The following is a 25,070-nucleotide window of genomic DNA, read 5'->3' on the forward strand; positions in this document are numbered from 1 at the left end:
AAACGGTGACCACCTGGTCCGAAGTGATCAACTATGTCCGGGTCCGGTACGAGGTGCTGGAGGAGACGGACGACTGGCTGCGGTTCCGGCTCGACACCGCGGCGGACCGCACCCAGCAGGTGTCGTTGCACCACGTGCCCGACGGCGACGGCGTGGCGTGGGTCGAGATCTCCTCGCCGGTCGGCCGGGCGGACGCGGTCGACGCCGCGCGGCTGCTGGAGCTGGCGGGCACCACGCTCGTGGGCGCCGCGGCGGTCGTGGACGGCGTCGCGCTGCTCAAGCACACCGTGCCGTTGGAGGACCTGAGCGTCCAGGAGGAGTTCGAACGCCCGTTGCGGCTGGTCGTGGCGCACGCGGACGCCTTCGAGCACGAGTTGACCGCGGCCGACGACTTCTGACGTCCGGTGACCCCGTGTTCCGGGGTGTGCGCGGTCCGTCGCGACCTCCCCGGAACACGGCGATTCGACCGCGCGTCGAATGTCCACTCGCGAGCGCAGCTCGCTATACTCGCTGATCAGAAGCACCGTCGTCCGCCGGTAACAGGCTGGACACAAGCGCTTGACACCCCTGTGCGGCACAACACACACTCCCTGTCTGGGAGCGCTCCCAGCCCCGGTTCCCCGGCAGAGGAGTCCGCAAGTGCCGCACCACCCGCTCAGACGTGTCCCCGCCCTGCTCTGCGTCGCCCTGCTCGCCGCCACGACCGCCTGCGGCACGGGTGACGGGGCCGACGCGGCCACTGCCGACATCGAGCTGTCCGTGGCGACCTTCAACGAGTTCGGCTACGAGGACCTGCTCAAGCAGTACCAGGACACGCACCCGCACGTCCGGATCGTGCACCGCAAGACCGGCAAGGCCGACGACCACCACCAGGCGCTGTTCACGCGCATGGCCGCCGGGTCGGGCCTGGCCGACGTCGAGGCCGTGGAGGAGGGCTGGATCGCCCAGGTCATGGCCAAGGCCGACCAGTTCAACGACCTCTCCAAGATCGGCCCCTCCGACGTCACGGCGGAGCGCTGGCTGCAGTGGAAGTCCGACTCGGCCAGCACCAAGGACGGCGAGCTGATCGGCTACGGGACCGACATCGGCCCGATGGCCATGTGCTACCGCCGCGACCTCTTCGACGCCGCCGGGCTGCCGTCGGACCCCGAGGCCGTCGGCGACCTGTTCTCCTCGTGGGAGAAGTACTTCGCCGCCGGGGACAAGTTCGTGGAGAACTCCGGCGGGAAGGCCTGGTTCGACAGCGCCTCGCAGGTGTTCAACGCGATGGTCAACCAGAACAAGGTCGGCTACTACGACCTGGACGACAAGCTCGTCGTGGAGACCAACCCCGCGGTGAAGGCCGACTGGGACCAGGTCACCGCGGCGGTCCGGAACGGCCAGTCGGCGAACCTGGTCGCGTTCAGCAACGAGTGGAACACCGCGTTCAAGACCGGCGCCTTCGCGACGAAGACCTGCCCGTCCTGGATGCTCGGCGTGATCGAGGCGCAGGCCGGTCCGGAGAACGAGGACAAGTGGGCCGTCACGGCCGCCTTCCCCGGCGGCGCGGGCAACTGGGGCGGGTCGTTCCTGACCGTGCCCAAGCAGAGCAAGCACCCGAAGGAGGCCGCCGAGCTGGCCGCGTGGCTGACCGCGCCGGAGCAGCAGATCAAGGCGTTCACCGCGAAGGGCGCGTTCCCGAGCCAGAACGAGGCCCTGCTCTCGCCCGCGCTGCTCAACCAGACCAACCCCTACTTCGGCAACGCCAAGGTCGGCGCGCTGTTCGCCGAGCAGGCCAACAAGGTCCCGGCCGCGCAGCACAAGGGACCGGGGTCGGGGCAGATCCAGGACAAGGTGTTCAGCGACGCGCTCCAGGCCGTCGAGCACGGCACGAAGGCCGACGAGGCGTGGAAGCAGGCGGTCGCCGAGGCCGAGAAGGTCGCCAAGTAGGGGCGTTCAGCGCCTCGGCGACGTGCCGCCCGGTGCCGGGAGGCGGTCGTCGCCCAGGCGCTGGACGCCGATGACCCCGAGCAGCCGCAGCTGCTCGACGGCCGGGCTGCCCGGCGGCGCCGTGAAGAACTGCAGGCGCTGCCTGCCGTCCTCGCTGAACAGGTTCTGGCAGTGCACGTCCACCTCGCCCAGCTCGGGGTGGATGACCCGCTTGCGGTCGCCGCGCCGCACGGCCACGTCGCCGGTGTCCCACAGGTCGGCGAACTCGCGGCTGGCCCGGCGCAGGCGGGTCACCATCGCGGTGGTCGGGCTGTCGTGCCCGCGACGGGCCACCGCCGCGCGCAGGTCGTGCACCAGCACCCTCGAGTGGTGCGGGTGGTCGTCCTCGGGGTAGACCGCCCGCGCCTCCGGGTCGGTGAACCACCGGTGCACGAAGCTCGCCTCCGGCCCCGAGGTGTGCGGGGGAGGACCCATCAGCGCCTCGGCGAGGCGGTTCTGCACGAGCGTCTCGTGCAGGTCGGTGATGATCTGCGCCGGGGTCGTGTCGAGCCGGTCCAGCAGCGCGAGCATCGCGGGCTGCACGTGCGCCGACCTCCCGGAGGACGCGGGCGGCAGCCGGTCGGCCAGCCGGAACAGGTGGTCGCGCTCGTCGTCGTCCAACCGCAGCGCCCTGGCCAGCGCGCCCAGCATCTGCGCGGACGGCTGCACGCCGCGACCGCGTTCCAGCTCGATGTAGTAGTCCACCGACGCGCCCGCGAGGGTGGCGACCTCGTCGCGGCGCAGGCCGGGGACGCGGCGGCGCGGACCGGTGGTCAGCCCGACCTCGGCGGGCGTGATGCGGGCGCGCCGGGTCCGCAGGAAGGCTCCGAGCTCGGGCAGGTTCACGTCACCAGTGTGCGGTCACCGCCGGGACCGGACCAGGGGGTGCCACCCCCTGGGTGGACGGCAACTGGTTGCCCTCCCGCAGCGGGGCCATCGTCGTGGTGACAACACCGAGCAGTGGGAGATGGACATGCCGTTCGCCAACCTGAAGGTCCCCGCGGGGACGCTGTCCGCGGCGCAGAAGGAGGAGCTGGTCGTCAAGGTGACCGACCTGTACGCCGAGACGTTCGGCGACCGGGCCCGCGCCACCACGATGGTGCTGGTCGAGGAGGTCGCCGACGGCGGCTGGGGCATCTCCGGCGGAGTGCTGACCCTCGCGATGCTCACCGGTTCCGAGACGTGACCGGTGGTCCGGCGCGGTGGGCGGACACCGCGCCGGACGCCGCGCGACCACCAGCGTAGGCCGTTCGGGCGCACCGGTTCGGCGCGGGCTGACAACCCGGACAGGATCACCGGCGCGCCGTTGACAGTCCGGCGCATTCCCCCGAATAGTGGGGTCGAATCGCGAATACCGGACCAATTGATACGGCGCCGGACCGCCCTGAATGGTTGCCGGTTTCGTCCGGAAACCTTCCGGGGTCGCCAACCCGGTGCCATGGCCTGTCAAAGGAGACAGCCATGGAATGCACACCGCGGTGCGACTCGTGAACGCTCGCAAGTTCACCTGTTTGGTCCTTGGCATTTTGTTGGCCGGTTCGGCGATAACCGTTTCCGCCGGTGGGACGGCCGAAGCGGCCACCACCGCGGTCGCGGTGAACGGCGCGAGCACGGGCCGCACGTTCGACGGCATCGGCGCGATCAGCGGTGGCGGTGGGAATTCCCGGCTGCTGGTCGACTACCCGCCCACGCAGCGCGCGCAGATCCTCGACTACCTCTTCAAGCCGAACTACGGCGCCGCCGTGCAGTTGTTGAAACTGGAGATCGGCGGCGACGCGAACTCCACCGACGGCGCCGAGCCCAGCCACCAGCACGTCCGCGGCGAGATCGACTGCAACGTCGGCTACGAGTTCTGGCTCGGCGCCGAAGCCGTCGCGCGCAACCCCGCGATCAAGCTCGTGGCGCTGCCGTGGGCCGCGCCGGGCTGGATCGGCGGCGGGAACTTCTGGTCCCAGGACATGATCGACTACGACATCTCCTGGTTGGACTGCGCGAGGTCGCACGGCCTGACGATCAGCTACCTCGGCGGCTGGAACGAACGCGGCCGCGACCTGACCTGGTACAAGAACCTCCGGTCCGCGCTGAACTCGCACGGCTACGGCTCGGTGCAGATCGTCGGCGACGACACCGGCTGGGACACCGCCGACGACATGCTCCGCGACAGCCAGTTCAACGCCGCCGTCGGCGTGGTCGGCTCGCACTACCCGTGCGGCTACCTGTCCGACGCCACGTCGTGCGGGTCCTCGGCGAACGCGGTCGCGACCGGGAAACCGCTGTGGGCCAGCGAGTTCGGCTCGCAGGACTTCAACACCGGGTCGGCGCCCTACATCCGCACCATCACCCGCGGCTACCTCGACGGGCAGATGACCGGGTTCATGAACTGGCCGCTGGTGGCCGCCCTGTACTCGACGCTGCCCTACAGCACGGTCGCCCTCGCCACCGCGAACACCCCGTGGTCCGGCGCCTACCAGGTGGGCAAGAGCCTGTGGGCCAACGCGCAGGTCGCCCAGTTCACCCAGCCCGGCTGGAAGTTCCTGACCGGCACGGCGAGCGGGTACCTCGGCGGCAACCGCGCCAACGGCAGCTACATCTCGCTGAAGTCCACCAACGGCACCGACTACTCCACCGTCTACGAGACGACCGGCGCCACGGCAGCGCAGACCGTGGACGTCACCGTCTCCGGCGGCCTCAAGACCGGCACTGCGCACGTCTGGTCGACGGACCTCGGCTCGTCGAACACCGCCGACCACTTCGTGAAGCAGGCCGACGTCACGCCGTCGTCGGGGACCTACTCCTTGACCCTGCAGCCGAACCGGATCTACACCGTGACCACCACGACCGGGCAGGCGAAGGGCACCGCGACGAGCCCGGCGGCCGGGTCCCTCGGCCTGCCCTACAGCGACGACTTCGAGTCCTACGCCGTGCGCAAGGAGGCGAAGTACTTCTCCGACATGCAGGGCTCGTTCGAGGTCCGCGTGTGCGCGGCGGGCCGGGCCGGTCGGTGCCTCCAGCAGGTCGCGCCGGTGAAGCCGATCGAGTGGCAGGACGACAGCGACGCCTACAGCCTGGTCGGCGACCCGTCGTGGGCCGACTACACGGTGAGCGTGGACGTCGACCTGCAGCAGGCGGGCACGGTCACGCTGCTGGGGCGGGCGAACACGCAGAACCGCCCGCAGGGCAAGCAGGCCGCCTACCAGCTGCGCGTCGCCGACACCGGCGCGTGGTCGATCGCGAAGAACAGCAGCGGCGGCGTGCTGACCACCCTCGCCTCCGGCACCCGGTCGGCGTTGGGGCTGAACTCCTGGCACAACCTCAAGCTCGGCTTCTCCGGCAACCGGATCACCGCCACCGCCGACGGTGCGACCCTCGGCGCGGTCACCGACAACTCGTTCACCGCCGGTCTCGTCGGCGTCGGAGTCGTGGGCTACCAGACGAACCTGTTCGACAACCTCTCCGTCACGCCCAACCCGCCCGGCGACTTCGGCGGCTACCTCAAGGGCGTCGAGTCCGGCATCTGCGTCGACGTGCCCGCCGCGAGCCACACCAACGGCACCGCCGTCGCGTTGTGGGACTGCAACGGCGGCGGCAACCAGAGCTGGACGGCCACCCCGGCCAAGCAGCTGACGGTCTACGGGGACAAGTGCCTGGACGCGGGCGGCACCGCGGACGGCACGGCCGTGCGGATCGACGCCTGCACCGGGTCGACCGCGCAGCAGTGGACGGTCAACGCCGACGGCTCGGTCGTCGGCGTCGGGTCCGGCAAGTGCCTGGACGCCACCGGCCACGGCACCGCCAACGGCACGGCGCTGGTGATCTGGGGCTGCACCGGCGGTCCCAACCAGAAGTGGGCGCGGACCGACACGACGGGCTTCCTCAAGGGCCAGGAGTCCGGCCGGTGCGTCGACGTGCCCGCGTTCGAGCAGACCAACGGCACCCGGCCCGCGCTGTGGGACTGCAACGGCGGCGGCAACCAGACGTGGACCTCCACGGCGACCAACCAGCTGAAGGTCTACGACGCCAAGTGCCTGGAGGCCGCGGGCGGCGGCACCGCCGACGGCACGGCCGTCCAGATCAACGACTGCACCGGGTCCACCGCCCAGCAGTGGCGGGTCGGCTCCGGCGGCACCGTCGTCGGCGTGGGTTCGGGCAAGTGCCTGGACGCCACCGGCCACGGCACCGCCAACGGCACCCTGTTCGCCATCTCCACCTGCACCGGCGCCGGGAACCAGAAGTTCTCCCGATCCTGACGGGGGTTCCCGGCGCCGGGACGGCACGGACGAAAGGATCGGCTATGCGCTGGAACCTCGGGCGGCTCGGTGCCGCCGCGCTCGGACTCGTCCTCGCCGCCGGGATGGCGGTGAGCACGACCGCGCCCGCCCAGGCCGCCGAGTCCAACGGCGGCGTGCGGGTGATGCCGCTCGGCGACTCCATCACCGACGGCTTCAACGTCCCCGGCGGCTACCGGATCAACCTGTGGCAGCGGATGGCCGCGGCCGGGCAGACGGTCGACTTCGTCGGCTCCGGCGTCAACGGCCCGGCCTCGCTGGGCGACCACGACCACGAGGGCCACTCCGGGTGGCGCATCGACCAGCTCGACGCGAACATCGTCGGCTGGCTGGCGAGCTCCAACCCGCGCACGGTCCTGCTGCACATCGGCACCAACGACATGAACCAGAACTACGACATCGCCAACGCGCCCGCCCGGCTGTCCGCGCTGATCGACAAGATCCGGGCCAACGCGCCCCAGGTGGAGCTGTTCGTCGCCCAGATCACCCCGGAGACCGACGCGACGCTGGAGTCGCGGGTGCAGGCCTTCAACGCGGCCGTGCCCGGCATCGTGTCACAGAAGGGCGCGAAGACGCACCTGGTCGACATGCACTCGGCCATCACCACCGCCGACCTGGCCGACGGCGTCCACCCGAACGCCGCGGGCTACGACAAGATGGGCGCCCGCTGGTTCTCCGCGCTGCAGGCCGTGCCCGGCAGCCTGACCACCGTGGCCGTCCCGCCGGTCGGCGGCGACGTGGTGCTGTCCAACCCGCAGTCGACCCGCTGCCTGGACGCCGACGGCGCGGGCACCGCGGACGGCACGCAGATCCAGATCTGGGACTGCCTCGGCGTGGTCAACCAGCGCTGGACCCGCACGGCCGCCGGTGAGCTGCGCTCGTACGGCCGATGCCTGGACGTGAACGCCAACGGCACCGCGAACGGCACGAAGATCCAGCTCTGGACGTGCAACTCGACCACGGCGCAGAAGTTCGCCTTCAACGCCGACGGCACCATCGTGGGCGTCACGTCGGGCAAGTGCGTGGACGTCACGTCCAGCGGCACCACCAACGGGACCCGCGTGCAGCTCTACGAGTGCAACAACACCGGCGCCCAGCGCTGGTCCGTGCGGTAGGACCCGTGGATGGTGGGCGGCCGGGACCCGGCCGCCCCACCACCGCGCCACCGCGGCCGGACTCGCCGGCGCCGCCGTCACCGTCGGGCTCCTGCGCGAACGGGGTCAGATCCGGCAGCTGATCTCCATGCCGTCCTCCACGGGGAAGTCGACGGAGTGGTAGCCGTTGGCCGGGTCGCGGACGTAGGCGAGGTACGGGGCCATAGACGGGAAGCTGGTGTCGTCGGCGACGACCAGGGTGCCGGGGGAGAGGCGGGGTTCGAGCAGGTGCAGGACGGGGAGGCAGAGGTCCTTCCAGCCGTCGAGCAGGACGAGGTCGACGGCGCCCTCGATGGTCGCGAGGGTGTCCAGTGCGTCGCCTTCGAGCACGGTGACCAGGTCGTCCAGGCCGGTCTCGGCGAACGTGCGCCGGGACGCGGCGGTCTTGGCGCGGCTGAGCTCGGTGGTGATGACGTGGCCGCGGCCGTTGTCGCGCACGGCCGCGGCGAGGTGCAGGGTGGAGATGCCGAACGAGGTGCCGAACTCGACGACGGTGGTCGGGCGGGCGGCGCGGACGAGGTTGTACAGCAGCCTGCCGCCCTCGGCGGAGATCGGCATGTAGATCGCGGCGGCGTCGTCGGCGCGCTCCCGCGCCGTGGTCGGCGCGTACCCGGTGGGCCGGTCGGCGACGACCGCCGCCGCGGCGACGTCGTCGTGCTCGGCCTGGGCGAACATCCGGCTGAGGGCGCGTTCGACCCTGGGGTCGCGCAGCGTGCTGGTTCGAGTCATGGGCCATAGGCTAGACGCAACGTTGCGTCTCGACAAAGTCCTACCGGCCGACCGGGGAGAACTCCGGTCGGCGGGCGCGGGTCAGTCGCCCCGCATGGCGCGGCGGATCTCCTCCAGCCTGTCGCGGCCCGCCCGGTCGCGTTCGGCCAGCTGCTCGTCGACCGACGCGGCCTCCGGCGTCCCGCCCGCGAGCTCGGTCGATCCCGCGGCCGTGCCCACCCGGTTCTCGATCCGGTCCCGCACGTAGTCGAACGTCGGCACGCCGTCGTCGGTGTAGTCGAAGGCCGGCACGACCGGCGGGGGAGCGCCGGTCTCCTCGACGATCTCGCCCTCGATCGCCAACGGCTCGTCCTGGTGGGGCCCGGTCATCGCCTGCTCCGTTCGTCGGTGCTGTGGCCGCCATTGTTCACGCACCGTCCCCGCGCGGGCGGGACCTGTGAGCATCCTGTGCGTTCCTTGTGATCCCGGTCTCGCCGGGTTTCGGGAAACCGTTGTCGGGCAACACTTCCGCAATTCGCACCGTCTAGTGTGGAACGGATCGGGTGGTGCGCGCACAGGGAGGTCACATGTCCGGGAGGGACGCTCGTGTCATGACCGAGCTGACCTTCCGCGCCCGCGGGACCGACGTGCACGCCCCGACCGACGTCGACCCGGCGGTGGCGCGGAAGCGACGGCTCCGGCTCGCGGCGGGTGGCGCGGTGGCCGCGCTGCTGGCCGTCGAGGGCTACCTGGTAGCTCCGACGCTCGGGGAGGCGGCGTCGTCGCTCGCGGACGTGGACGCGACCTGGTTCGCCGTCGCGCTGCTCGCGGTGGCGATGTCGATGGTGATGTTCGCGCTGACCAGGCGGCGGCTGCTGCTCGCGGCGGGCGTCGGCACGTCGGTGCGGGACGCGGTCGAGGCGGCCCTGGTGGCCAACTCGCTGCATGCGACGCTGCCCGGTGGGCCGGCCTTCTCCACCGCCTACAACTTCCGCTGGATGCGCGGCGCGGGTGCCAGCAGCGCGGTGGCGACGTGGTGCCTGGTCGCGGGCGGCCTGGTGTCGACGGCGTCGCTGGGTGTGGTCGCCCTGATGGCCGCGGTGCTGGTGCGCGGCCGGGCGAGCTGGGAGCAGCTGGCCCTGGAGGCCGCCGGACTGGTCGCCGCCGGGCTGGCCGTCCGCTGGGTCGTGCGCCGTCCCCACGTGCTCGTCGCCGCGGGCCAGTGGGCGCTGCGCCGGGTGAACCGGCTGCGCCGCCGCCCGGTGGAGACCGGGGTCGACGGTCTCGGCGAGCTCGTGACGCAGCTCGGGACCGTCCGCCCCACCGGCCGCGACTGGGGTGCCGCGACCGGGCTCGCGCTGCTCAACTGGGCGTTCGACGCGGCCTGCCTGGCCGCGTGCGCGGCGGCGCTCGGCGTGCACGGCGTGACTCTGCCGCTGCTGCTCGTCGCCTACACCGCGGGCATGTCGACCTCCGGGCTCTCGCCCCTGCCGGGCGGTCTCGGCGTGGTGGACGCCGCACTCGTGCTCACCCTCGTCGCGGGCGGCATCCCGGCCGCGCAGGCCCTGCCCGCCGTCGTGCTCTACCGGCTGATCAGCCTCGTCGGCGTCGTCGTGGCCGGCTGGGTCGTGTGCGCGGTCCGCCAGGTCCGCCCCTGGCACTCCGGCGACGTCGCCACCACCCCCTGAACGACCAGGGCCGTCGCGGACAGCCCCGCGGCGGCCCCGGTCCCTCCTACAGGGTGATCTTGTCGACGTTGGGTCCGCCGTTCGCCGTGGTCGCCACGGCCTTGATCCTGTTCACCCCGGCCGCGAGCGCGAGCCGGACGGTGGCGGTCTGCCAGGTCGTCCACGCACCGGTACCCGTGAACGCGACCCCGGTCGGCCCGGTCGTCCCGTTCACGCTGAACGTCATCGGCCGGTCGGCCGCCGTGCCGTTGGCGAACCGGACGACGACGTCGGCCGGTCCCGCCGCGGCGGCCGTCACGGTCCACTCGACCGAGCTGCCCACCGCGTTGTCGTAGTCGACGAACCCGGTCCCCGTGAAGCCCGCGTGGTCGGACTCGACGACGCCCTGCACGACCGCGCCGTCCTCGGCCTGGTAGTCCACCGGCGTGCCGCCGCCACCACCGTTCGCGGGCACGGTCCGGGTGCCGGTGTTCCAGCCGGACACCCGGACCGACGGGGACGCGCCCTTGAGGTCGGCCGTGCGGTAGGTCGCGGTGAGCGTGGTCGACTCGCCCGGCCACAGGCTCACCGCGTTGTCGTTCCACCGCACCGGCAGCACCGGCGCGCCCGCCGCGCCGACGACGTGCGCGTCGACGTAGAACGCCGGGACCTTGCCGGTGGAGGTGTTCCTGAGGACGACCGTGGTCGTGGTGTTGCCGTCCGAGCCCGTGGTGGAGGTGGCGGTCGTCGTCACCGGCGCCGTGCCCATCCCGGCCAGGCCGGTCAGGTCGGCCGACGCCGTCGTGGGCGTGTAGTACCAGTCGCTGTTGGCCCAGTCGAGCGTGTCGGGCTTGGTGGACAGCCAGTACACGTTCCGGCTGACCTCCCTGCCCGCGGAGTCGCTGAGCACCAGCTTCGCCAGGTACGTCGTGGACAGCCCGGACACCGCCGGGATGGTCACCACGCCGGTCTTGGCGCCGTCACCGCCGACCGACACGCCGGTGGCCGTCTGGCTGTACTTCTCCGTGCCGTCGAGGGAGAACAGCTTCACGCTCGCCGTCAGCCCGCTCGCGGCCGCGTGGTCGCGGTTGACCACCACGACGGACCTCGAGTCGTAGGAGTACTGGATGTGCAGCCTCTCGTTGGCCTTCTTGGCGCCGTAGTACGCGCCGTTCTGGTCGAGGTAGGTGTCGAACAGCTGCCAGTGCAGCGACGTCCAGCCGCTGTTGAGCATCCAGTAGATGAGGCCCGTCGACGGGTTCGACGAGTCGGTGTAGTCGCGGGCGTGCGACTCGAACTCCGCCCGCACGTTCTCGTACTGCGCGAGCTGCGCCTTGCGGGTGAAGTCCGCCAGGCTCGTCGTGGCGCCGTAGCGCTTGGCGAGCGCGTCGCCGAACAGCTTCAGGTTGCCGAACGTCGACGAGGACGACCGGTGGTACTGCGCCGTGGACGGGCTGGTCCACAACGTGTTCAGCTCGCTCGCCGACATCATCCGGTTGAGCGTGTCCGTCGTCGGGATGCTCGGCCCGGCGCTGGTCTCGGAGTTGAAGCTCCACGCGCCGCCGCTGTCGGTGTGCGCCTTGTCGTACCAGTAGTTCGGCGGCACGTAGTCGTACGGGCCGTTCATCTTCATGCCGGACGCGCCCAGCTGCGGCGAGGACTTCGCCGACGCCGCCGCGATGACCGGGGTGGGCCAGTCGGCCGCGGTGAGCGCGTCGAGGTAGCCCTTCTCGATGGTCGCGTCGGGCGCGAAGTCGCTGCCGATGTGGAACGAGATCACGCTCGGGTGGTCGCGCAGCCGCTCGGCCTCGCCGGTCATCGACGCCTTGGCGACCGGGTAGTCCGCCGCGGTCCACGCGTCACCGGCCTCGCCGCCGTTGACCTGGCCCTCCCACTTGTCGCAGCACTCCCAGCCCGGCATGGTCAGCACGCCGTACCGGTCGGCCAGGTCGAAGAACTCGTCGGGCTCGATGTGGCCTTCCAGCCGCACGGTGTTGAGGCCCAGGTCCTTGACGTACTTGAGCTTGTCGGAGGCGTAGGTGGCGTTCCAGCGCAGGAACAGGTCGGGTGACCAGCCGCCGCCGCGGATCAGCAGGTCGCGCCCGTTGACGGTGTACTGCCTGCCGCCGCTCGCGTTCAGCCTCGCCTTGACGTCGCGGACGCCGAAGCGCGAGTGCGCCGTGTCCGAGGTCGCGCCCGCCACGGTCGCGGTGAGGTCCAGGTCGTAGAGCGGCTGGCCGCCCATGTCCGCGGGCCACCAGACGTCCGGGTCGTCCACACCGACCACCCCGAAGGTGACGGTCTTCCTCTCCTTGGCGGCCAACGAGACCGCCTGGCTGACCGGCCTGCCCGCCACCGTGCCCGAGACGACGGCGGACACCGCCGCGGCCGAGTCGTTGCGGACGTCCGCCTTCACGGTGAGGTCCACGTGGTCCAGCGCCGGGACGGCCAGCTTGGTGACGACGTGCGCGCCGCGCAGGGCCACGGGGCCGCTGCGCCGGACCAGCACGTCCCGCACGATGCCCATGTTCTGGTCCGGCGGCGTCTGCGCCCAGTCGATCCAGCCCATCGAGAGGTCCTTGAGCGGGTCGTTCGGGTAGACCTTGAACGCCACGCTGTTCACGCCCGCGCGCACCTGGGCGGTCACGTCGAGGTCGTGCCGGGTGTAGGCGCCGTTGACCTGGTCCTTGGTGGCGATCCGGGTGCCGTTGACCCACACGTCGGCCTTGGACAGCACGCCGCTGAAGTCCAGGTAGGTGCGCTGCGCGGTGCTGTCGAGGGTCAGGTCGGCGCGGTACCACCAGGGGACGGTGAAGTCCGCCTTCGGCACGTCGCGCATCCGCGTCGAGTAGAACGGGTCGGGGTAGACGTTGTTCGCCAGCAGGGCCGCGTAGACCGTCGAACGCGACGACGCCGGGTACCAGCCAGCGGTCGGGAAGCCCGGCTTGGACACCGCGGAGTCGTCGCTGATCCCCGCGGACGTCCGGATGAGGTAGCCGGGGATCGCCGTCGCGGTCCCGGGGGAGTCGGCCACCGCCGTGGACGCGGCGGCCGACCGTTCCCCGGACGCCTCCGGCGCGACGACCGCCGCGCAGACCAGCGAGACCAGGGCCGTGACGAGGACTGTTCGCAGGGGGAGTCGGGGTCGAACCAGGCGGTTGCTCACAAGCGCGCCTCCTCGGGCACACGGCGGCGGCCGGACCAGGGATTTGTTAGGGAACTTTCCTAACAGTCCGTGGATAGTAGCCGCCCCCCGACCACCGCGACAGCCCCGAACCGGTGCTCGTCGTCAACGTCCCGCAGGGGCGGACCCGGTCACCAGGTGACCGGCAGCGACCGCACCGCGTAGACCGGACCGTCGACCCGGAACTCCAGGTCCTCCTCGGGCACCGCCAGGCGGAGGCCGGGGAAGCGGCGCAGCAGCGCGGGCAGCGCGATCCGCAGCTCCATGCGCGCCAGCTGCTGGCCGAGGCACTGGTGCACGCCGTGGCCGAACGCCAGGTGCGGCTGGGGCTTGCGGCGTACGTCCAGCGCGGTCGCGTCGCCGACGAACGCCGGGTCCCAGTTCGCGGCCAGCTGCGACACCACGACCCGGTCGCCCGCGCGCACCCCGGTGGCGCCGACGGTCATGTCCTCGGTCGCCTGCCGGACCAGCGGCGCGGCGATGGCGAGGTGGCGCAGCAGCTCCTCCACGGCGCTGGTCGTGGCGGAGTCGTCGTCGCGGACCACGGCGAGCTGGTCCGGGTTCCGCAGCAGCGCCAGGGTGCCCAGCGAGATCATGTTCGACGTCGTCTCGTGCCCCGCGATCAGCAGCAGGGTGCCGATTCCCACCAGCTCGTCGTCGCTCAGCTCGTGGCCGTGGTCCCGGACGAGGTCGCCGAGCAGCGTGTCGCCGGGGTCGGCGCGGCGCGCGACGACGATCGCCGCCATGAAGTCGTTCAGCCCGGCCACCGTGTCGAGGTGCTCCTCCAGCGTGGCCGACCCGCTGAGCAGGATCTCGGTCCGCCGCTGGAAGTCGTCGCGGTCGGCGTAGGGCACGCCGAGCAGCTCGCAGATCACCAGCGACGGCACCGGCAGCGCGAACTCGGCCATCAGGTCGACCGGTCCGGTCGCGGCCGCCATCGCGGACAGCCGCCCGGTCACGATCTCCTCGATCCGCGGCCGCAGCTTCCCGATCCGCCGCACGGTGAACGCGCCGGTCAGCATCCGCCGCAGCCGCGCGTGCTCGGCGCCGTTGTAGTTCAGCAGGAAGCCGGGCTGGTTGCCCAGTGTGCGGGGCAGGTCGGGGTCGAACGCGAACCCCATCGCGAACCGCTGGTCGCCGAGCACCCGGCGCACGTCGGCGTACCGCGTGACGACGTGCGCGTCGAACGCGTCCTGGCCGTTGAGGCTCATCCGCACGGCGGGCAGCGCGGTCGTGTCGTCCCGGATTCCGGCCAGCTCTGCGGCGGGTGCGAACGGGCAGCCGGTGGCGCGCCGGTTGGTGACCAGGGCGGCTTGGTGCTGGGTCATGGAGTGTCCCCCTCGGACTGAACGGAAGAAGTGCTTGAGTTTCTCAACGACTTCGAGCCTGGCCGAGATGCTTGAGCCTGTCAAGCAACGTCGACTCGATGAGCGACTCACGGAACAGCTCAAGAGGTACGCTGGCGCCATGGGCACGCACGAGACGAACGCGCTGCTGGTCGAGCAGCTCATCGACCTGAACTCCCTGGTGGCGGGGATGACGAAGGCCGTCGTCGAGGCCGAGGGGCTCAACGAGTCACAGGCGAACCTGCTGTGGCTGCTCGACCCCGGCGCCGAGCCGGTGTCCCTCAAGCAGCTGGCCGTCCGGCTCAAGTGCGACCCGTCGAACGTGACCCTGATCAGCGCCAAGCTGGAGGAGAAGGGGCTCGCCGTGCGCGCGCCGCACCCGGCCGACGGCCGCGTCCGCACCCTCGTGCTCACCAAGGCGGGCAAGAAGGCCCGCGAACGCGTGCTCGCGGGCGCCTACGGCCGTTCGCCGTTCAGGGTGCTGGGCGAACGCGACCAGCAGCAGCTGCACCGGCTGCTCAAGAAGGTCCTCGAAGCCTCGGAGCCCCAGCGCTGACACCGCCGGGGAACCCCGGTGCCCCGGCGTCCGACCTGTGGGGAGAAGACGCCGAACACCCGAGGGAGTCCCTGTGGAACGACGTACCTTCCTGCGCGCCTCCTTGCTCAGCGGTGGGGCCATGGCCGCGGGGGTCCCCGACGCGGCCGCCTCCGGACCGCTGCGGGTGCAGCTCCTGATGTTCGACGGCGTGGAGGAGCAGGACTTCGCCGGTCCGCTGGAAGTGCTCGGGATGGCGCGGCAGACCGGGAACGCGCTGACGGTCACCCAGGTCACCACCGGGGAGCCGGGCCGGATCACGGCCAGGTTCGGCACGTCGATCGACGTCGCCACCGGCTGGTCGCCCCAGGACGCGGACGTGCTGCTGGTGCCGGGCGGCGGGTACGCCGACAAGACCGGACCGGGGGTCAACCGGCTGATCGACGACCCCGGGTTCCTGGCGCGGCTGGCCGCGGCCGAACCCGTGCCGGTGGGCGTGTGCACCGGCGTGATGGTGCTGTCGGCCGCCGGGATCACCCGCGGCCGCCCGTGCACCACGCACTCGGCGGCGAAGGCGGACCTGGCAGCGCAGGGCGGGGTGGTCGTGAACGCCCGCGTCGTGGACGACGGCGACCTGGTCACCGGCGGCGGCATCACGTCGGGCATCGACGTCGCGTTGTGGTTGGTGGAGCGGCACTTCGGCGCGAAAGCGGCGCAGCGGGTCGAGACGGTCCTGGAGCACGAGCGCCGCGGGACCGTCTGGCGGGCCTGACCGCCCGGACGCGGGGGAGGTGACGCCGAACGGAGGTGTCACGGGAAACTCCAACACGGTGCACTGGTATCGCGAAAACTCGCAACCACATCACCTCGCGGGAGTGCCCGTGTCCTCACGCCCCCGTTCCGCGGCACTGGTGGCCGCGGTGGTCGTCTCCCTCCTCCTCCCCGCGTCGGCCCATGCCGACCGCGCCCCGTCGCCCGCCCCTCCGGTCGTGTCGGCCGATCCGGCGGACCTGACCCCCACCACGTCGGCCGCCGCCGAGGACCTGCGCCCGGAGTCCGGTGCCGGGTCGCCGGTCGGCGCGGCACCGGTGGCGGCCACGGCCGTCGACCCCGCGCACCGCATCGAGACCGCCCGCACCACGCGGCCGGTCGCGCCGGGCGTCTCCCTGGACTCCTTCGACTGGTACGAGCCCGGCGACTCGGGCGGCTGGGTGCGCGGCGACGCGCTGACCGTCGACCTGACCGCGGGCACCCGCGTCGACTACCTGCACCCCGGCACCGTCTCCTCGGCCGAACCGCTGTCCGCGCAAGCGGAGCGGACCCGCGCGGTAGCGGCCGTCAACGGCGACTTCTTCGACATCGACAACTCCGACGCGCCCGAGGGCGTCGGCATCCAGGCCGGTCGCACGGTCAAGTCGCCCAGCACGAACCACCGGCGCGCCGTCGGCCTCGACGCCGCGGGCGTCGGTCGGGTGATGGAGGTCTTCTTCCAGGGCAGGGTGGTCCGGCCGGACGGCCCGTCGATCCGGGTGGACCAGCTGAACAACGCCGCCGTGGACACCGGCGGGGTCGGCGTGTTCGACCCGATGTGGGGCACCTACAGCCGGGCCCGCGCCGTGCAGGGCGCCACCCGCGTCACCGAGGTCGTCGTCCGCGGCGGCGCGGTGGCCGAGCTGCGCGACCACGCGGGCGACGACCCGATCCCCGCCGACGGCTTCGTCCTGGTCGGCCGCGAGGCGGGTGCCGACGCGCTGGCCACCCTCAAGACGGGCGAGCGCGTCACCGTCGAGCACACCGCGAGAGCGGCGGACGGCACCGTGCCGCGCACCGCGCTGGGCGGCAACCAGCGGCTGGTCGAGAACGGCGTGGTGGTCGCGCCCGACGACCCGCTGCACCCGCGCACCGCGGTCGGCTTCGACGCCACCGGAAAGCGGATGTTCCTGCTCACCGTCGACGGCAGGCAGGCGCCCTACCTGCTCGGCCTCACCCTCAAGGACGTCGCCGCGATCCTCAAGGAGATGGGCGCCTACAACGCGCTCAACCTCGACGGCGGCGGGTCCTCCACCCTGGTGGCGCGGCGGCCCGGCGGCGAGTCGGTCGAGCTGGAGAACACCCCGTCCGACGGCGCCGAACGGCCGGTGCCCAACGGTCTCGCGCTCTACGCCCCGGAGGGCAGCGGCGAGCTGACCGGATTCCGCGTCGGCACCGCCGCGGACCCGCGGACCGCGCCCGGCGACGGCACCGTCCCCGGCGGCCGTCCCGACCGGGTGTTCCCCGGCCTGACCAGGCCGCTGGTGGCCGAGGGCTACGACGAGACCTACGGTCCGGCCCGCGACGAGCGGCACGAGTGGAGCACGTCCGCGCCCGCCGTGGGCGAGGTGGACGGCGACGGCGTGTTCCACGCCCGCGCGTCCGGGACGACCACGGCGGTGGCCAGGCGGGGCGGTGTGGCGGGCGAGGTCCCGTTGACCGTCCTGGGTCCGCTGGCCGGTCTGCGGGTCACGACCCCGCGGCTGAGCCTGCCCGAGGTGGGCGGCACCGGCCCGGTCGGTGTGGTCGGCTTCGACGCCGACGGGTTCACCGCTCCCGTCGACCCCGCCGACCTCGTGCTGGAGTTCGACCGGTCCGTGGTGGACGTCGTGCCGGGCGCGGACGGCGCTCTCCGCGTCACCGCGCTCCGGCCGGGGGCGACCACGATCGTCGCCCGCGTCGCGGGGCACGAGGTGCGCGTGCCGGTCACCGTGGGCCTGGAGGAGCGGCTGCTGGCCGGTTTCGACGACGGCGCGCGGTGGACGTTCGGGTCGGCGCGCGGCTCGGGCTCGGTCGCCCCCGCCGAGGGTCGCACCGGTCCCGGCCTGCGGATGACCTACGACTTCACCCAGTCGACGGGGACCCGCACCGCCTACGCCATCCCGCCCGCGCCCATCGAGGTCCCCGGCCAGCCGCTGGCGCTGGGCGCCTGGGTCTACGGGCACGGCAAGGGGGAGTGGACGGCGTTCACGGTCACCGACGGCTCGGGCCAGAGCCGGTCGCTCTACGGGCCCTACGTCACCTGGACGGGCTGGCGGTACCTGGAGGTCCCGGTGCCCGCCGGACTGGCGTACCCGATCACCGTCGACCGGTTCTACACCATCGAGACCAAGGCGGACCGCCAGTACACCGGGGAGGTGCTGGTGGACGACATCGTCGCCAAGGTGCCTCCCAGCGCGGAGCCGCCGGTCGTCACACCGGTGCAGGACCGGCTCGTGGTCCGCGACGGCACGGTCGCCGACCGGCCCTGGCGGTTCGCGGTGTTCTCCGACGCCCAGTTCGTGGCGCGGGACCCGGACAGCGCGCTGGTGCTCGCCGCCCGCCGGACGCTGCGCGAGATCAAGGCGCAGCGGCCGGACTTCGTGGTGATCGCGGGAGACCTCGTCGACGAGGCCTCACCGGCGGATCTGGCACTGGCCCGGCGGGTGCTCACCGAGGAGCTCGGCGACGAGCTGCCCTGGTACTACGTGCCGGGCAACCACGAGATCATGGGGCCGGGCACGATCGACGGGTTCCGCCGCGAGTTCGGCGCCACCTACCGGGTCTTCGACCACCGGGGCACCCGGTTCGTGCTGCTCGACTCGTCCACCGGAACCCTGCGCGGCGGCGGGTTCGACCAGACCGCGGCCCTGCGCGACGCGCTGCGCGACCACTCCGCGGTGGACTCCGTCGTCGTGGTCGAGCACCACCCCACCCGCGACCCCACGCCCACCAGGAGCAGTCAGCTGTCCGACCGGCTGGAGGCGGGCGTGGTCGAGGGCTGGCTGGCGGACTTCGAGCGCGCCACCGGCAAGGGCGCGGCGTTCATCGGTGGCCACGTCGGCCTGTTCCACGCCTCGCGGGTGGACGGCGTGCCCTACCTGGTGAACGGCAACTCGGGCAAGGCACCCGCGGACGAGTCCGCCCGCGGCGGGTTCACCGGCTGGACCATGCTCGGCGTCGGCGCGCGACGGCCGGGCGACGACTGGATCGCCGCCGAGATCCGCCCGCACGTCGACGCGCTGCGCCTGGACGCCCCGCCGGTCGTCCGCGAGGGCACCCCGGCCCTCGTCACGGCCACCGCCACCCAGGGGACGCGCACCGTGCCGGTCGCCTATCCGGTCAGCGCTGACTGGTCCGGCTCGCCGAACCTGCACATCGGCGCACCCGCCGACCTGCGGCCCTGGCACGTGGCGAACCTCGACCCGGACACCGGCGTCCTCACCGCGGTCCGGCCGGGCACCACGACGATCGCCGTCACCGTCAACGGCACCACCCAGCGCACGACCGTGCGCACGGCCCTGCCCGAACGGCCGAGGGCGGCGGCCTAGGTGTAGTGATTTGTGCGTTGTCGACGCTTACGGCGACCTCGACCGGTTCCGGGACGCGCTGGACGACCTCGGCGCGGGCGGGCGATCCTCACGTCGTGACCGGGTGGTCAGCCGCCGGACGTGCAGGTGACGTCCGGCGGCTCGGTCGCCGGGCCGTTGGCGGTGAAGCCGAGGGTGGTCGACCCGTCCACGGGCAGGGCGGCGTTGTAGTCGGCGCTGGTGACCGTCACGGAGTCCGCGCCCTTGGTGAGGACGCCGTTCCACAGGTTGTTGATCGCGTTGGCCGCCGGTTGGGGCCAGGTCAGCTTCCACCCGGTGAGCGCCCGGCCGCTCGCGTTGCGCACGACCACCTGGGCCTGGTACCCGTCGGGCCAGGCGTTGGTCACCTCCAGCCGGGCGGCGCAGTCGGGTGCCGGCGGTGTGGTCGACGAGGTCGTCGTGGAGGTTGTGGTGGAGGTGCTGTCCTGGGCGGGCAGCGCGGTGTCGGCGGGCCGCTCGTCCCGCAGCGAGGTGCCGACCACGACACCGACGGCGACCAGTGCCGCGGCACCGGCGACCACGGCGACCTTCTTCCACGGCACGCGGCGCGGCACGGGGAGCGACTGCGTGCCACCGGTCGGCGGCGCGTGACCGACGGGCCCGGTGTCCTCGACCGGCCGCGTGTCCACGTGCGTGGCCGTGGCCGTCGCCGTCGGCGGTGCGGCCGCCGGCAACGGCAGCCCCTGGACGGCCGCGTCCAGCAGGGCGTACGTCTCGGCCATCGTCGGCCGCTCGGCGGGGTCGCGCCGCAGGACGCGCCCCAGCACCTCGCCCAGCGGGCCGGGGAACCGCGGCGGCGCGACCTGGCCTTCCGCCACCCTCCGCAGCAGCGCGTACGGGTTGTCGTCGGCGTTGCCGAACGGCGGGTGGCCCTCCAACGCCGCGTACAGCGTCGCGCCGAGGGCGTACACGTCGGACGCGAACACCGCGCCGTGCCCCGACGCCACCTCCGGCGCGAGGTACGCGGGTGTGCCGATGACGGCGCGCGCCTCGGTCACGGTGCCCTCGCCGACCGCGCGGGAGATGCCGAAGTCCACGACCTTCGCCGTCCCGTCGTCGCCCACCAGGACGTTGAAGGGCGTGACGTCGCGGTGCACGATCCCCGCCGCGTGCGCCGCCGCCAGCGCCGAGGCCACCTGCCACCCGACGCCCACGACCAGGGCCTCCGGCAGCGCCCCGGCCGCGTCCATCATCTCGGCCAGCGTCTTGGAGGGCACGTACTCCATGACCAGGCACGGCTTCCCGCCGTGCTCGACCACGTCGTGCACGGTCACCGCGTGCGGGTGTCGCAGCCGGGCGGCGATCCGCCCCTCGCGCACGATCCGGTCCACGTCCTTCGGCGAGCCCGCCGAGGTGAAGAACTTGACCGCGACGACCCGCGCCAGCCGCTCGTCCTGGGCCCGCCAGACGACTCCGGCGGCCCCTCTCCCGAGCGGCTCCACGAGCCGGTAGCGCCCAGCGACGACCTCATCCCGTTCCGGCACGGTGCAAAAGCTACGTGGCCGCCCCGCCCACCGGCCAGCCCCGTCGATCGCGGGTGCGGTGCGGGCACTCCGGTGCCTAGGGTGGGAGCACGGTCGACGTCGAGGTCGGAAGGTGGCGGTCGGTGCCCGAGCAGCCAGGTCCCCCCGAGTCCGGTTACCCGCAGCGGAGCTCCCAGTGGTACGGCGGGACCGACCGCAACTCCTACATCCACCGGGCGTGGATGCGGCGCGGGCTGCCCGCGCACGCGTTCGACGGACGCCCGCACATCGCCATCGCGAACACCGCGTCCGACCTGACGCCCTGCAACGCGCACTTCAACGAGGTCGCGGAGAGCGTCAAGCAGGGTGTGTACGAGGCGGGCGGGATCCCGTTGAACCTGCCGGTGGTGTCGCTGGGCGAGACGCTGGTCCGGCCGACGGCGATGCTGTGGCGCAACATGGCCGCGATGGCGGCGGAGGAGATGTTCCGCGCCAACCCGATCGACGGCCTGGTGCTGCTCGGCGGCTGCGACAAGACCATCCCTGCGCTGCTGATGGCCGCCGGGTCGGTGGACCTGCCCGCGGTGGTGGTGCCCGGCGGTCCGATGCTGACCGGCACGTTCCGCGGGGTGGCGCTGGGCTGCGGCACGGACGTGTGGCGGCTGTCGGAGGAAGTGCGCGCGGGCACGCTGTCGCAGGAGCAGTTCATCCGGTCCGAGTCGTCGATGATCCGCAGCCGCGGCCACTGCAACACCATGGGCACGGCCTCGACGATGGGCCTGGTCGCGGAGGCGTTGGGGATGGTGCTGCCGGGTCTGGCCGGCACTCCGGCCGCGGACAGCCGCCTGCTGGAGAGCGCGCACGCCTCGGGGCGGCTGGCCGTGGAGATGGTGGCCGAGGGGCGCACACCCAGTGCCGTGCTCAGCCGCGGCTCGTTCCTCAACGCGATCGTCGCGCTGGCCGCGATCGGCGGCTCGACCAACGCGGTCGTGCACCTGCTCGCCATCGCCGGCCGGGTGGGGATCGAGCTGTCGCAGGACGACTTCGACCGGACCGGCTCGGAGATCCCGCTGCTGGTGGACCTGCAACCGGCGGGCCGCTTCCTGATGGAGGACTTCTTCCGCGCGGGCGGCCTGCACGCCGTGCTGCGCGAGGTGCGCGACCTGCTCGACCCGACCGCGCTCACCGTCACCGGCAAACCGCTCGTCGACTACCTCGACACCGCCGACATCTGGGACCGCGAGGTCATCCGCACCCGCGCCGAACCGCTCCTGCCGCACGCCGGCATCGCCGTGCTCTACGGCAACCTCGCCCCGGACGGCGCGGTGGTGAAACCGGCCGCCGCCTCGGAGCACCTGCTCCAGCACCGCGGCCGGGCGGTGGTGTTCGACTCCGTGGAGGACATGCACGCCCGCATCGACGACCCGGACCTCGACGTGGACGCCGACTCCGTGCTGGTGCTGCGCGGCTGCGGCCCCAAGGGGTATCCGGGGATGCCCGAGGTGGCCAACATGCCGTTGCCGCAGAAGCTGCTCCAGGCAGGCGTGCGGGACATGGTGCGGATCTGCGACGGCCGGATGAGCGGAACCGCCTACGGAACCGTCGTGCTGCACGTGTCGCCCGAGGCCGCGGCAGGTGGTCCGCTCGCGCTCGTGCGCACCGGCGACCACATCGTCCTGGACATCGCGGGCAGGCGCCTGGACCTGGACGTGCCCCCGGAAGAGCTCCTGCTGCGCCAACCGGACCCGGCGACGGTGGCCGCCTACGCCGCTCCCCAACGCGGCTGGGAGAAGCTCTACGTCCAGACCGTCGGCCAGGCCAACACCGGGGCGGACCTGGACTTCCTGGTGGGCTCCAGCGGCGCCGAGGTGTCGCGCGAGTCCCACTGAGAGCACGGTCACGAGGACGACCGCTACGCCGGGGCCAGGCGTTCGACGTGGACGCCGCGCATGCGCAGGCCGTTGCGGCGCAAGGCCGAGCGGCCGTAGAACCGCTGGAAACCGACGACGGCGGCGAGGGTGACGACCAGGAGGACGTCGTCGAGCAACGGCACCAGGTCGATCGGGAAGGTGACCGCCATGACGCGCGGGCTGCCGTTGACGAACGACATCGCGACGGTCAGCGCCATGGTGGCGAGGACGAAGATCCGCACGCCGCTGACCCGACAGCGGGTCACGACGTCGTGCGCCGTTCCGGCCAACGGGATCAGCGCACCCGCCAGCAGCGCGGTGAACTGGCTCGCCCCCAGTGCGGGCAGCCCGTAGAACACCGCCAGCGGCGCGATCACGTCGACCAGCAGCACCCGGCTCAACCGGCCTCGGATTCCCGATGCCACGGTGGTCCCCCCTTGGTCAGGCCCGCCGGGTGGCGAGCGCGAAGGTCGTGACGACCTCGGCGGTGTAGGCGTCGAAGTCGAAACCCGGCTCGGTCCGGAGCCGCTGTGCCGCGGCCTCGACGGCGCCGCGGATCAGCACGGCCATCGACCGGGTGTCGAAGTCGCGGAACTCGCCGGTGCGCTGCCCGTCGGCGAGCAGCCACTCCAGCCCCTGGACGCCCGGCTCCTGCGCTGTTTCCGACGTGTAGGCCTCACCGGTCGGGGTGCGCAGGTGTGGGCCGATAGCCGTCAGCGCCGCCATGTCGTTCGGGTGCTCCCGCAGGTACCGGAGGCTCGACTCGGGGTAGGCGCGCAGCCTGCCGGCGGCGGTCTCCTGCTCCTGCACGTGGTCGAGCACGTACCGCGCGGCGGCGGTGAGGACCTCCACCGCGATCTGGTGGACCAGGTCGTTCTTGTCCGCGAAGTGGTAGGAGATCATCCGCGGACTGCTCAGCCCCGCCTGCTTGGTGATGCGCGCGAAGGAAGCCTCCACGTACCCGTGTTCGGCGAGCGCGTCGATCGCGGCGCGGACAACAAGGGTCGCGGGTCGGACGGATCGCCGCGAACGAGGACCGGGCTCGTCTTCCGGAGTTCCGGCTCAGGCCGCGGGCCCGAACCGGCGCCGATAGGCCGACGGGCTCAGCCCCGTGTGCCTGCGCAGCTGCGCCCGCAGGTTGGCCGCCGTCCCGAACCCGCTCGCCGCGGCCACCCGGTCCAGCCGCTGCTCACCGCGTTCGATCAGCCTGCACGCCAGCGTGACCCGCTGGGTCGTCAGCCACGCCAACGGCGTCGTCCCGAGCTCGGCGCGGAACCGGCGGTGCAGCGTGGCCTGGCTGCTGGTGGCGCGCGCGGCCAGGTCCGCCACGGTCAGCGGCCGGTCCAGCCGTTCCTGCGCCCAGGCGAGCACCGGCCCGAGCGAGGAGTCCGGCACGGCGGGCACCGGCCGTTCCACGAACTGCCGCTGGCCGCCGTCGCGGTGCCCGGTGAACACCAGCCGCCTGCTGACCGCGTTGGCGACCTCCGCCCCGTGGTCGCGGTGGACCAGGTGCAGCCCGAGGTCCAGCGCGGCCGCGCTGCCCGCCGCGCTGAACACCGTCCCGTCCTCCACGAACAGCACGTCGGGTTCCAGTGCGACCTGCGGGAACCGGCGGGTGAACTCGTCGGCCCAGCGCCAGTGCGTGGTCGCCCTCCGCCCGTCCAGCACACCCGCTTCGGCCAGCGTGAACGCGCCGGTGCAGAAGCTGACCAGCCGGGCGCCGCGGTCGGCGGCGCGGGCGACCGCGGCCAGCACGGCGGGGGAGGGGGGCACCTGCGGGTCGGGCCGGTTGGGCACGACCAGCGTGTCCGCCGTGTCGGCGACCTCCAGCCCGGCGACGTCGGAGAGCGTGAACATCCCGAGGTGCATCGTCACGGCGGGCTCGGCGGCGCACAGCGCGAAGTCGTACCAGGGTCGGTCCAGCTCGGGCCGCCTCAGGCCGAACAGCTCGGTCGCCACGCCCATCTCGAACGGGTTGGAGCCCTGGTCGACGATCACCACGACCCGGTGCGAGGAATCTTGCGACATGTGCGATTCCTAGCACTCACGGCCGTGCGGGGCCAGTGGACAGGATGGGCGCATGAGCACTCAGCCGATCGACGTCCAGTCCGTCCTCGACGGGTTCGACACCCCCTGGAGCCCTCGGATCCCCTTGTACGTCAACGACTACGACATCCGGATCGCCAAGTTCCTCGGTGAGCACGTCTGGCACGTCCACCACGAGACCGACGAGTTCTTCCTCGTGCTGGACGGCGAGATCGCCATCGGTCTGCGCGAGGCCGACGGCGAGCGGGTGGTCACGCTGCCGCGCGGCTCGATGTTCGTCGTGCCGCGCGGGACCTTCCACATGCCGTCGTCCGAGCAGGGCGCGTCGGTGCTGCTCGTGGAGCCCACCGGCACGCTGTCGGTGGGCGACGAGCACGACGAGGTGCCCGACCACGTGGACGCCACCATCGGTCACCGGGTCTGA

Annotated in this window: 20 protein-coding genes; 11 read left to right on the forward strand and 9 right to left on the reverse strand. The window is 72.5% G+C overall.

Going from position 1 to position 25,070, the window contains the following annotated elements; all coding sequences use genetic code 11:
- The first annotated feature begins 5 nt into the window (after positions 1-5).
- The gene (locus tag CLV43_RS36620) at positions 6-398 is read left to right on the forward strand and encodes a hypothetical protein (RefSeq protein ID WP_106193348.1); all 393 of its coding nucleotides are present in this window, start codon (positions 6-8) and stop codon (positions 396-398) included.
- Positions 399-639: 241 nt separating this feature from the next.
- On the forward strand, positions 640-1,929 hold the full coding sequence (locus CLV43_RS36625) for an ABC transporter substrate-binding protein (protein WP_106193349.1): 1,290 nt from the start codon (positions 640-642) through the stop codon (positions 1,927-1,929).
- A 6-nt stretch (positions 1,930-1,935) separates the two neighbouring features.
- On the opposite strand, the gene CLV43_RS36630 is transcribed toward CLV43_RS36625, so the two are convergent.
- Positions 1,936-2,814, reverse strand: a complete 879-nt coding sequence (locus tag CLV43_RS36630) for a helix-turn-helix transcriptional regulator (protein WP_106193351.1) — start codon at positions 2,812-2,814, stop codon at positions 1,936-1,938.
- Between the two features lie 127 nt (positions 2,815-2,941).
- Here CLV43_RS36630 and CLV43_RS36635 point away from each other — a divergent pair, with 127 nt between their 5' ends.
- The 3 genes from CLV43_RS36635 to CLV43_RS36645 all read left to right on the forward strand — a co-directional run bounded on the left by CLV43_RS36635 (position 2,942) and on the right by CLV43_RS36645 (position 7,369).
- The gene (locus CLV43_RS36635) at positions 2,942-3,154 is read left to right on the forward strand and encodes a tautomerase family protein (RefSeq protein ID WP_106193492.1); all 213 of its coding nucleotides are present in this window, start codon (positions 2,942-2,944) and stop codon (positions 3,152-3,154) included.
- 409 nt (positions 3,155-3,563) lie between these two features.
- A complete protein-coding gene (locus tag CLV43_RS36640; protein ID WP_211304721.1) occupies positions 3,564-6,215 on the forward strand; it encodes a ricin-type beta-trefoil lectin domain protein in 2,652 nt (883 codons plus the stop codon).
- A 44-nt stretch (positions 6,216-6,259) separates the two neighbouring features.
- Entirely contained in the window at positions 6,260-7,369 is a 1,110-nt protein-coding gene (locus CLV43_RS36645) for an RICIN domain-containing protein (protein ID WP_106193354.1), read from the forward strand.
- 105 nt (positions 7,370-7,474) lie between these two features.
- Here CLV43_RS36645 and CLV43_RS36650 read toward each other — a convergent pair whose 3' ends face one another.
- Positions 7,475-8,137 carry an O-methyltransferase gene (locus CLV43_RS36650; RefSeq protein WP_106193356.1) on the reverse strand — a complete coding sequence of 221 codons (663 nt, stop codon included), beginning with the start codon at positions 8,135-8,137 and terminating at the stop codon, positions 7,475-7,477.
- A gap of 81 nt (positions 8,138-8,218) precedes the next feature.
- Positions 8,219-8,506 (reverse strand): PspA/IM30 family protein, encoded by a 288-nt coding sequence (locus tag CLV43_RS36655; RefSeq protein ID WP_170156173.1) that lies wholly within the window; start codon positions 8,504-8,506, stop codon positions 8,219-8,221.
- A 221-nt stretch (positions 8,507-8,727) separates the two neighbouring features.
- On the opposite strand from CLV43_RS36655, the gene CLV43_RS36660 reads away from it, so the two are divergent.
- Positions 8,728-9,804: a lysylphosphatidylglycerol synthase transmembrane domain-containing protein gene (locus tag CLV43_RS36660; protein ID WP_170156174.1), complete on the forward strand. Its 1,077-nt coding sequence runs from the start codon at positions 8,728-8,730 to the stop codon at positions 9,802-9,804.
- Positions 9,805-9,850: 46 nt separating this feature from the next.
- Here CLV43_RS36660 and CLV43_RS36665 read toward each other — a convergent pair whose 3' ends face one another.
- Positions 9,851-12,949, reverse strand: coding sequence for a glycosyl hydrolase 2 galactose-binding domain-containing protein (locus CLV43_RS36665; RefSeq protein ID WP_106193359.1), 3,099 nt, complete (start codon positions 12,947-12,949; stop codon positions 9,851-9,853).
- Positions 12,950-13,098: 149 nt separating this feature from the next.
- Positions 13,099-14,295: a cytochrome P450 gene (locus CLV43_RS36670; RefSeq protein WP_106193361.1), complete on the reverse strand. Its 1,197-nt coding sequence runs from the start codon at positions 14,293-14,295 to the stop codon at positions 13,099-13,101.
- Positions 14,296-14,434: 139 nt separating this feature from the next.
- Here CLV43_RS36670 and CLV43_RS36675 point away from each other — a divergent pair, with 139 nt between their 5' ends.
- From CLV43_RS36675 to CLV43_RS36685, 3 genes are all read left to right on the forward strand, one after another.
- Positions 14,435-14,869 carry a MarR family winged helix-turn-helix transcriptional regulator gene (locus tag CLV43_RS36675; RefSeq protein WP_170156175.1) on the forward strand — a complete coding sequence of 145 codons (435 nt, stop codon included), beginning with the start codon at positions 14,435-14,437 and terminating at the stop codon, positions 14,867-14,869.
- 73 nt (positions 14,870-14,942) lie between these two features.
- The gene (locus CLV43_RS36680; RefSeq protein WP_245887229.1) at positions 14,943-15,620 is read left to right on the forward strand and encodes a DJ-1/PfpI family protein; all 678 of its coding nucleotides are present in this window, start codon (positions 14,943-14,945) and stop codon (positions 15,618-15,620) included.
- 109 nt (positions 15,621-15,729) lie between these two features.
- Positions 15,730-19,188: a phosphodiester glycosidase family protein gene (locus tag CLV43_RS36685; protein ID WP_245887230.1), complete on the forward strand. Its 3,459-nt coding sequence runs from the start codon at positions 15,730-15,732 to the stop codon at positions 19,186-19,188.
- A 107-nt stretch (positions 19,189-19,295) separates the two neighbouring features.
- Here CLV43_RS36685 and CLV43_RS36690 read toward each other — a convergent pair whose 3' ends face one another.
- Positions 19,296-20,711, reverse strand: coding sequence for a serine/threonine-protein kinase (locus CLV43_RS36690; protein ID WP_106193365.1), 1,416 nt, complete (start codon positions 20,709-20,711; stop codon positions 19,296-19,298).
- 122 nt (positions 20,712-20,833) lie between these two features.
- Here CLV43_RS36690 and CLV43_RS36695 point away from each other — a divergent pair, with 122 nt between their 5' ends.
- Positions 20,834-22,579 (forward strand): IlvD/Edd family dehydratase, encoded by a 1,746-nt coding sequence (locus CLV43_RS36695; protein ID WP_106193367.1) that lies wholly within the window; start codon positions 20,834-20,836, stop codon positions 22,577-22,579.
- 23 nt (positions 22,580-22,602) lie between these two features.
- Here CLV43_RS36695 and CLV43_RS49725 read toward each other — a convergent pair whose 3' ends face one another.
- The 3 genes from CLV43_RS49725 to CLV43_RS36710 form a co-directional block, all read right to left on the reverse strand.
- Positions 22,603-23,025 carry a DUF3159 domain-containing protein gene (locus CLV43_RS49725; protein ID WP_245887231.1) on the reverse strand — a complete coding sequence of 141 codons (423 nt, stop codon included), beginning with the start codon at positions 23,023-23,025 and terminating at the stop codon, positions 22,603-22,605.
- 16 nt (positions 23,026-23,041) lie between these two features.
- The gene (locus CLV43_RS36705; RefSeq protein ID WP_245887232.1) at positions 23,042-23,557 is read right to left on the reverse strand and encodes a TetR/AcrR family transcriptional regulator; all 516 of its coding nucleotides are present in this window, start codon (positions 23,555-23,557) and stop codon (positions 23,042-23,044) included.
- A 105-nt stretch (positions 23,558-23,662) separates the two neighbouring features.
- Entirely contained in the window at positions 23,663-24,628 is a 966-nt protein-coding gene (locus CLV43_RS36710; protein ID WP_106193370.1) for a helix-turn-helix domain-containing protein, read from the reverse strand.
- A 52-nt stretch (positions 24,629-24,680) separates the two neighbouring features.
- Between CLV43_RS36710 and CLV43_RS36715 the strand changes: the two genes are divergently transcribed.
- On the forward strand, positions 24,681-25,070 hold the full coding sequence (locus CLV43_RS36715) for a cupin domain-containing protein (RefSeq protein WP_106193372.1): 390 nt from the start codon (positions 24,681-24,683) through the stop codon (positions 25,068-25,070).

The sequence above is a fragment of the Umezawaea tangerina genome (assembly GCF_003002815.1).
In the GTDB taxonomy this organism is placed as follows: domain Bacteria; phylum Actinomycetota; class Actinomycetes; order Mycobacteriales; family Pseudonocardiaceae; genus Umezawaea; species Umezawaea tangerina.

Coding starts and splice junctions, on each gene's coding strand:
- CLV43_RS36635 (WP_106193492.1), top strand. CDS start 2,942: ATGCCGTTCGCCAACCTGAAGGTCCCCGCGGGGACGCTGTCCGCGGCG.
- CLV43_RS36645 (WP_106193354.1), top strand. CDS start 6,260: ATGCGCTGGAACCTCGGGCGGCTCGGTGCCGCCGCGCTCGGACTCGTC.
- CLV43_RS36650 (WP_106193356.1), bottom strand. CDS start 8,137: ATGACTCGAACCAGCACGCTGCGCGACCCCAGGGTCGAACGCGCCCTC.
- CLV43_RS36655 (WP_170156173.1), bottom strand. CDS start 8,506: ATGACCGGGCCCCACCAGGACGAGCCGTTGGCGATCGAGGGCGAGATC.
- CLV43_RS36660 (WP_170156174.1), top strand. CDS start 8,728: ATGACCGAGCTGACCTTCCGCGCCCGCGGGACCGACGTGCACGCCCCG.
- CLV43_RS36670 (WP_106193361.1), bottom strand. CDS start 14,295: ATGACCCAGCACCAAGCCGCCCTGGTCACCAACCGGCGCGCCACCGGC.
- CLV43_RS36675 (WP_170156175.1), top strand. CDS start 14,435: ATGGGCACGCACGAGACGAACGCGCTGCTGGTCGAGCAGCTCATCGAC.
- CLV43_RS36710 (WP_106193370.1), bottom strand. CDS start 24,628: ATGTCGCAAGATTCCTCGCACCGGGTCGTGGTGATCGTCGACCAGGGC.
- CLV43_RS36715 (WP_106193372.1), top strand. CDS start 24,681: ATGAGCACTCAGCCGATCGACGTCCAGTCCGTCCTCGACGGGTTCGAC.